9 protein-coding genes are annotated in these 7,139 nt (G+C 69.3%); all 9 read right to left on the bottom strand.

Going from position 1 to position 7,139, the window contains the following annotated elements:
* Positions 1 to 42: 42 nt before the first annotated feature.
* The 9 genes from tatC to pafA all read right to left on the bottom strand — a co-directional run bounded on the left by tatC (position 43) and on the right by pafA (position 7,108).
* Complete coding sequence (tatC, locus tag ACFVS6_RS40025) at positions 43 to 999, bottom strand: twin-arginine translocase subunit TatC (RefSeq protein WP_389711458.1); 957 nt, start codon at positions 997 to 999, stop codon at positions 43 to 45.
* Positions 1,000 to 1,056: 57 nt separating this feature from the next.
* On the bottom strand, positions 1,057 to 1,353 hold the full coding sequence (gene tatA / locus ACFVS6_RS40020; protein ID WP_281206887.1) for a Sec-independent protein translocase subunit TatA: 297 nt from the start codon (positions 1,351 to 1,353) through the stop codon (positions 1,057 to 1,059).
* A 258-nt stretch (positions 1,354 to 1,611) separates the two neighbouring features.
* Positions 1,612 to 1,812, bottom strand: a complete 201-nt coding sequence (locus ACFVS6_RS40015; RefSeq protein WP_389711457.1) for a hypothetical protein — start codon at positions 1,810 to 1,812, stop codon at positions 1,612 to 1,614.
* Positions 1,813 to 1,821: 9 nt separating this feature from the next.
* Positions 1,822 to 2,115 carry a hypothetical protein gene (locus ACFVS6_RS40010; protein ID WP_389711456.1) on the bottom strand — a complete coding sequence of 98 codons (294 nt, stop codon included), beginning with the start codon at positions 2,113 to 2,115 and terminating at the stop codon, positions 1,822 to 1,824.
* Between the two features lie 14 nt (positions 2,116 to 2,129).
* Positions 2,130 to 3,098, bottom strand: a complete 969-nt coding sequence (locus tag ACFVS6_RS40005; protein ID WP_389711455.1) for a helix-turn-helix transcriptional regulator — start codon at positions 3,096 to 3,098, stop codon at positions 2,130 to 2,132.
* 78 nt (positions 3,099 to 3,176) lie between these two features.
* A complete protein-coding gene (locus tag ACFVS6_RS40000; RefSeq protein WP_389711454.1) occupies positions 3,177 to 4,133 on the bottom strand; it encodes a helix-turn-helix transcriptional regulator in 957 nt (318 codons plus the stop codon).
* 127 nt (positions 4,134 to 4,260) lie between these two features.
* A complete protein-coding gene (locus ACFVS6_RS39995) occupies positions 4,261 to 4,656 on the bottom strand; it encodes an FKBP-type peptidyl-prolyl cis-trans isomerase (protein ID WP_389711453.1) in 396 nt (131 codons plus the stop codon).
* A 28-nt stretch (positions 4,657 to 4,684) separates the two neighbouring features.
* The gene (locus ACFVS6_RS39990; RefSeq protein WP_389711452.1) at positions 4,685 to 5,626 is read right to left on the bottom strand and encodes an FKBP-type peptidyl-prolyl cis-trans isomerase; all 942 of its coding nucleotides are present in this window, start codon (positions 5,624 to 5,626) and stop codon (positions 4,685 to 4,687) included.
* 120 nt (positions 5,627 to 5,746) lie between these two features.
* Positions 5,747 to 7,108 carry a Pup--protein ligase gene (gene pafA / locus ACFVS6_RS39985; protein WP_389711451.1) on the bottom strand — a complete coding sequence of 454 codons (1,362 nt, stop codon included), beginning with the start codon at positions 7,106 to 7,108 and terminating at the stop codon, positions 5,747 to 5,749.
* Positions 7,109 to 7,139 lie beyond the last annotated feature (31 nt).

Genomic DNA, 7,139 nt, shown 5'->3' with positions numbered 1-7,139 from the left:
ACGAAGGGGGTGTCCCGCCGGCCGGCCGGCGGGATCCGTCCGTCAGGTCGCGTCGTCGTAACCGTTGATCCGCTGGCGTCCGCCGTCGGCCTGTTCGGGCAGCGCGGACGGGGCGGCGACGGGTTCCATGGCGCCGATGGGCGCGGGGGTGAGGTCCAGCTCGGCGGCCTCGTCGTCGTCGAGGCCCGCGTCGGGGTTGTTGCGGGCGCGCCGGCGGTCGTTGATCAGACAGACGGCGAGCGCGACGAAGTAGAGGGTGACGATCGGGGCGGCCAGCGACAGCATGGTGAGCGGGTCGCCGGTCGGGGTCGCGAAGGCGGCGAAGACGGTGATGCCGAGGACCATGGCCCGCCACCAGCTCGCCAGCCGCTTGCCGGTGAGCACCCCGGTGAAGTTCAGCAGGATCAGCAGCAGCGGCAGCTCGAAGGCCAGACCGAAGACGATGACCATGCGCGTGACCAGGTCGAGGTAGTCGTCGACCGGCAGCAGGTTGCGCGCGTGATCGGGGGTGAATTCGAGGAGGATCGTGGCCGTCTGCGGGAGGATCTTGTACGCGAGGACGGCGCCCGCGCCGAACAGGGGCGCGCCGATCGCGACGAAGCTCATCGCGTACTTCTTCTCGTGGCTGTGCAGACCGGGGGCGGTGAACGCCCACAGCTGGTAGAGCCACACCGGCGCGGAGAGCACCACACCGGCCATGAGGGAGACCTTGAGGGCGATCGAGAACGGCGCGATGAGGCCGTTGACGGTCATGTCGGCGCAGGGGCGGCCGTTGCGCTGCGAGACGACGCCGTCGGTACAGCCGACGGAGTCCAGCATCGGCTTCAGCATGAAGTCGATGAGGTCCTTGTAGAAGAAGGCCGCCACGACGGTGATCACGAGGATCGCCAGGACCGACTTCAGAAGACGGTTTCTCAGCTCACGCAGGTGCTCGACAAGAGGCATCCGCCCTTCGGCGTCCTTGTCCGCTTTCTCCTGCTTGCGGGCAGACTTGAGCAACCCACGTCCCTTGTCTCGTTGCAGATGACTGGCGCGTGGCGGTGGTGACCGCCCGTGTCAGCTCTTGGCGGTGTGGTTGGGCTCGCTGACGGGGCGGGCGCTGGTGACGTCACCGGGGGCGGCCTGGATCGTGCGCGGGGCCGTGGTCTGCTGCGGGGCCTGGTCGGCGACCGTGGCGGCGGTGGCCGCGTCCTCGGCCTCGCCGTCCTTCTTCATGGCCTTGGCCTCGCTCTTGAGGATGCGGGCCGACTTGCCCAGCGAGCGGGCCATCTCGGGGAGCTTCTTGGCGCCGAACAGCAGCACGATGACAGCGATGATCAGAAGGATCTCAAGGGGCTTCAGATTGCCGATCATGTGTGTCTTCCTTCTCACCGAAACGGCTGGTTGTGGTGGCCTGGGCGGATTTCGGATCAAGATCCGCTACCGCTCTGACATCGATCGTAACCCCCGAGGGTTAACGCCCGGCAATCCCCAGGGGTATCCACGCTGGTGCGCGGCTTAGACGGTACGGCTCCCGCTCCGCCTTTTCCATGGCTGCGCGGGTACCGGAGTGCGGCCTAGGGACGTACGAGGGCCACCCGCGGCCGCCGTACGCACCGGGACCCGGGTCGTCTAGGGCCGTACCGCTCCGCCCGCCCTGGCCAGGTCGGCGGCGGCCCGCTCCAGGTCGCCCGAGGCCTCGGTGATCCGGCGGCTGGCCTCGTCCACCCGGTTGGCGAGCCGCCGGACCTCGACGAAGACCCGTACGGCCAGTACGGAAAGGACGGCCACCCCGAGGAAGCCCAGGGCAATTGCGAGCATCGGCCACAGCATGGGCAGAGCCTATCCCCTGCCCCGAACACTGCGCAGGGTGCTCACGCCGCCACCGGTCAGGAGCTCCACGATGCGCTCACCGGCGGGTTTGCGGACCTGGACCGCGCACTCGGGACAGGTGAAGGAGTAGAAGGTGGTGCGCCTGCTGCCGCCGATGGCCAGCCGCAGCGCACCGGCCGCGAGCTCGAACCGGGCCCGGCACTCGGGACAGGCGGCCTTGAAGGTGACCGGCCCGACGCCGCCGGCGACCGGCTCCGACGCACCGGAGGTCCGGCCCGACACGGGCCCGGATGTTGCCGCCATCGCTCCCCCGCTCCCTAGACCTGTTCCCCGTACCCGGCGAGGGCTTCCGTCGCGGCCTTGCGGGCGCTCAGCGCCAGGTCCGGCGGCGACACGATCCGCCCGTCACGGCCCAGGCGCAGCGCGAGACGGCGCAGCGAGGCCGGGTCGGGGCTGCGCAGCGTGATCCGCAGGCCGCCGTCGGGCTGCTCCTCGGCGCTGTCGTGCGGGTAGTACTCGGCGACCCATCGGCCGCCCGGGGCGACCTCGACCACCACCTCCGGGTCCTCGGCCGCGGGCTGGACCAGCCCCACCGAAAGGTCCCGGGGCTCGATCGCGGGCGGCTCGGAGCGCTCGTCGAGGAGCTTGATCTCCGCCACCCGGTCCAGCCGGAAGGTGCGGCGGGCCTCCGAGAGGTGGCACCACCCCTCCAGGTAGGTGTGCCCGACGGCGAAGAGGCGGATCGGGTCGACGACGCGCTCGGTCAGCTCGTCCCGCGCGGGCGAGTAGTAGCGCAGCCAGAGCCTGCGCCGCTCGGCGATGGCCCGGTCGACGTCCGCGAAGACCCCGCCCTCCGACTCGAAGGTCACCGACAGCCGGGAGCTGGCGCCCGCCACCTCGCCCGCCGCGGCCTCCAGCTTGGCGGTGGCCCGCAGGAGGGCGTCGCGGTCGCTCTCGCGCAGCCCGGGCAGGGTGGCCACGGCGCGGGCCGCGACCAGCAGCGCCGTCGCCTCGTCGGCGGCCAGCCGCAGGGGCTCGGCGGTGGACTCCCCCGAGGCGTCGGGGTTGCGCCACCAGATGCGCTCGCCGTCGGTGTCGATGTCGAGCAGGTCCCCGCCCCGGAAGCTGGTCCCGCACATGGGCAGTACGTCGAGGTCCGAGATCAGCTCGTCCTCCGTGATCCCGAAGGCACGGGCGACGTCGGCGACGTGCGCCCCGGGGCGCTCGCGCAGGTAGGTCACCAGGGACAGCATCCGGCGGGTCTGGTCGATGGCGTTGGCAGCCATGCTGGTAGGTCTCCCCCTCAGGGCGTTGCTAGCGGTGTTCGGGCCACCGGGGCGCGGTGGGCCCCGGGCGGGTGCTGCTCAGCCCCGGGCGACGGCACGCAGCCGGTCCACGACGTCGGCGCGAAGGTCGGCGGGCTCCACCACGACCACGTCCGGGCCGAACTCCACGAGCCAGGCGTCCAGCCCGTGCCCGTAGGGGATCTCCAACTCGTCCCAGCCGTCCCCGCCCTCGCGCACCTTGGTGGCCTTGGCCCGCAGCGGGTACCCGGCGCCGGCCCGCAGCCGGATCAGCGCGGAGCGCTCGGCCCCTTCCCCGGCCCAGCTCGCCACGGTCTCCCGCACGGTCACCACGTCGGGCACCTCGGCGGTGTACTTCCCGACCCGGGAGCGGACCTTGCCGGTGATCCGGGAGAGCCGGAACACCCGCTCCGCGCCGCGGTCCCGGTCGTAGCCGGCCAGGTACCAGTGGCCGCGCCAGCACTCCAGCGCCCACGGTTCGACCTGACGCGGCTCGGGGCGGGCGGCGTTGGACCTGCGGTACTCGAAGACCACGGGCCGCCGGTCGCGGCAGGCCAGCATCAGCGGCTCGAAGGCCGCCTCGTGGACGGGGATGCGCGGTTCGATGGCGCTGTGCTGGCCCTCGTACGGGTCACCGGCCTCCGGCATCCCGCCCGCGCGCAGCTTCTGCAACGCCCCGCTGGCCGCGCCCGCGAGCCGCGCCTGCTGCCAGACCTTGGCGGCGAGCCCGAGGGCCGCGGCCTCCTCGGCGTCCAGCGAGACGGGCGGCAGCCGGTTGCTGTCCCGGCGGGCCAGGTAGCCGGTCTCGCCCTCGATGTTCTCCACCGTCTCGATGACGAGGCCGAGTTCGCGCAGATCGTCCTTGTCCCGCTCGAACATGCGGTTGAAGGACTCGTCGTTGCCCGCCTCCAGGTAGGCCTCGATGGAGCCGCGCAGCTCGCGCTTGCTGAGCGGACGACGGGTCCCCAGCAGACACAGCGCCAGATTCATCAGCCGCTCGGCCTTGGCAATCGCCATCGACGCCATCCCCCCGTTTTCGCGCACACACTCGTGACCGTTGACCGTACCGTCCCGGCGCGCCCGGGCAAAAGCGAGGGCCCCCGCCTGACGGCGGGGGCCCCTGCTCGGATCACGGAAGTCCGGATCAGCCGACCTTGACCAGGTCGCAGACGAAGATCAGCGTCTCGCCCGGGGCGATCGCGCCGCCCGCGCCGCGGTCACCGTAGGCGAGGTGCGCGGGGATCGTCAGCTTGCGACGGCCGCCGACCTTCATGCCCTGGACGCCCTGGTCCCAACCGGAGATGACCTGGCCGACACCGAGCTTGAACTGCAGCGCGGAGCCGCGGTTCCAAGAGGCGTCGAACTCCTCGCCGGTGGAGAAGGCCACGCCCACGTAGTGGACGGCGACCGTGTCGCCGGCCTTGGCCTCGACACCGTCGCCCAGCCAGATGTCCTCGGACACGAGGTCCTTGGGGGCCTCGCCCTCGGGGAAGTCGATCTCGGGCTTCTCGAGCCTGTCGCTCACGGAACTGCTCCTCATACGTACGAACCGGTCAACCGGAACAGTGTTACATCACCGAGAGGATGTCGAGGCTGAAGACCAGCGTCGAATTGGCCGGGATGGTGCCCTGCTCCTTGTCGCCGAAGCCGTCGGCCGGCGGGATGACCAGCAGGATGCGACTACCGGTCTTCTTGCCCACCAGGCCTTCCTTCAGGCCCTTGACCGAGAGCTCGGACATCGGCCAGGTCACCGTCGAATCGGTGGCGTACGTGCTTTCGAAGGACTTGTCGTCCTTCCACGTCTTGCCGTTGAACTTGACGACGACGCTGTCGGTGTCCTTGACGACCGGCCCGTCACCCTCGATCACGTAGCTCGAAACCAGCTTCGCGGGCGGCGTGACGTCCTTGGGGACCGTCACGGAGACTTCCTTGCCGTCGGTGTTGGTACCGACCTTCGGCAGGTCCTTGTTGTCCTGCGCGACTTCCTTGCCCTTGGCCGAGGCCGGGACGGAGGCGCCCTTGACGATGTCCACGACGAAGACCAGCGTCGCGTTCGGCTTGATCTTCTCGCCGGAGCCCTGCGCCCCGTAGCCGAGCTCCGGGGGGATCACCAGCTCGATGCGGCTGCCGACCTTCTGCCCCTCCAGGCCCTGGTCCCAGCCCTTGATGACGGCGCCCGCGCCGATGTTGACGTCGAAGGTCTTGCCCTTGCCGAAGCTGGCGTCGAAGGGCTCCTTGCCGTCCCACACCTGGCCGGAGTAGTTGACCTGGGCGATGTCACCCTTCTTCAGCACCGGGCCCTTGCCCTCGCTGATGACCTCCACCTTCAGTTCCTTGGGAGGCGTGCCCTTGCCCTGGGCCAGGGTCGGGGTCTCCCCGAACTTGGCGCCCTTCGTGATCGCGGGCACCCCGTTCGTGGTCTCGGCGGAGTCGGAGCCGCTGTCGTCCCCGCAGGCCGCCGTGGTGAGCAGCAGCATCGGTACGACAAGAAGGCCGGCAAGTCGGCGCACGTGTTCCTCAGATCTCAGACGGCTGGCGGTCGCCCGCCACTCTAAGCCGTGACGAGGGCCCCGTACGAGATCCGTACGGGGCCCTGGCCAAGATCAGTGAGATGTCACACTTTACTTTGTCTACATCCCGGCGATCAGCTTCTCCACCCGGTCGTCGACCGAACGGAACGGGTCCTTGCACAGCACCGTCCGCTGCGCCTGGTCATTGAGCTTCAGGTGCACCCAGTCCACCGTGAAGTCACGCCGCTGCTCCTGGGCCCGACGGATGAAGTCACCGCGCAGCCTCGCCCGAGTCGTCTGCGGGGGCACCGACTTGCCCTCGAAGATCTTCAGGTCGTTGCAGATACGCGCCGCCTGCCCCTTGCGCTCCAGCAGGTAGTACAGACCCCGACGACGGTGGATGTCGTGGTAGGCGAGGTCTATCTGGGCGACCCTCGGGTTCGACATGGTCATGTTGTGCTTGGCCCGGTACCGCTCGATCAGCTGGTACTTCATGACCCAGTCGATCTCCGTGCCGATCCGGTCCAGGTCCTCGGCGTCGATCGCGTCGAGCGTACGACCCCACAGCTCCAGGACCTGCTCCACGATCCCGGTACGGATCCCCCGACGCTCCGCGAAGTCCAGGGCCTTCTCGTAGTACTCCCGCTGGATCTCCAGCGCCGAGGCCTCCCGCCCACTGGCCAGCCGCACCTTGCGCTGACCCGTGATGTCGTGGCTGACCTCACGGATCGCCCGGATCGGGTTCTCCAGGGTCAGGTCACGCATCACCGTGCCCGCCTCGATCATGCGCAGCACCAGATCGGTGGCACCGACCTTGAGGAGCATCGTCGTCTCGGACATGTTCGAGTCCCCGACGATCACGTGCAGCCGCCGGTAACGCTCGGCGTCCGCGTGCGGCTCGTCGCGGGTGTTGATGATCGGCCGGGAACGGGTGGTGGCCGAGCTGACGCCCTCCCAGATGTGCTCCGCCCGCTGACTGACGCAGTAAACCGCGCCCCGAGGGGTCTGCAGCACCTTGCCCGCACCACAGATCAGCTGGCGCGTGACGAGGAAGGGAATCAGGATGTCCGCCAGGCGGGAGAATTCTCCGTGCCGGGCCACCAGGTAGTTCTCGTGGCAACCGTACGAATTGCCCGCCGAGTCGGTGTTGTTCTTGAAGAGGTATACGTCGCCCGCGATTCCCTCCTCGTGCAGGCGGCGTTCTGCGTCGACGAGCAGGCCTTCGAGAATGCGCTCGCCGGCCTTGTCGTGGGTGACCAGTTCGATCAGGTTGTCGCATTCCGGTGTTGCATATTCCGGATGCGAACCCACGTCGAGGTAGAGGCGGGCGCCGTTCCGCAGGAAGACATTGCTGCTGCGGCCCCATGACACAACACGGCGGAAGAGGTAGCGCGCCACTTCGTCAGGAGACAGTCGGCGCTGTCCCCTGAACGTGCACGTGACGCCGTACTCGTTCTCCAGCCCGAAAATGCGGCGGTCCATGACTGAACATTACGCCTTCTGCCCTCTTCTG

The organism is Streptomyces sp. NPDC057939, from assembly GCF_042887545.1.
GTDB lineage: Bacteria > Actinomycetota > Actinomycetes > Streptomycetales > Streptomycetaceae > Streptomyces.
The sequence above is the reverse complement of the archived record's forward strand: the minus strand, read 5'-3'. Positions and strand labels throughout refer to the sequence as shown.

Coding starts and splice junctions, on each gene's coding strand:
- tatA (WP_281206887.1), bottom strand. CDS start 1,353: ATGATCGGCAATCTGAAGCCCCTTGAGATCCTTCTGATCATCGCTGTC.
- ACFVS6_RS40015 (WP_389711457.1), bottom strand. CDS start 1,812: ATGCTGTGGCCGATGCTCGCAATTGCCCTGGGCTTCCTCGGGGTGGCC.
- ACFVS6_RS40010 (WP_389711456.1), bottom strand. CDS start 2,115: ATGGCGGCAACATCCGGGCCCGTGTCGGGCCGGACCTCCGGTGCGTCG.
- ACFVS6_RS40005 (WP_389711455.1), bottom strand. CDS start 3,098: ATGGCTGCCAACGCCATCGACCAGACCCGCCGGATGCTGTCCCTGGTG.
- ACFVS6_RS40000 (WP_389711454.1), bottom strand. CDS start 4,133: ATGGCGATTGCCAAGGCCGAGCGGCTGATGAATCTGGCGCTGTGTCTG.
- ACFVS6_RS39995 (WP_389711453.1), bottom strand. CDS start 4,656: ATGAGGAGCAGTTCCGTGAGCGACAGGCTCGAGAAGCCCGAGATCGAC.
- pafA (WP_389711451.1), bottom strand. CDS start 7,108: ATGGACCGCCGCATTTTCGGGCTGGAGAACGAGTACGGCGTCACGTGC.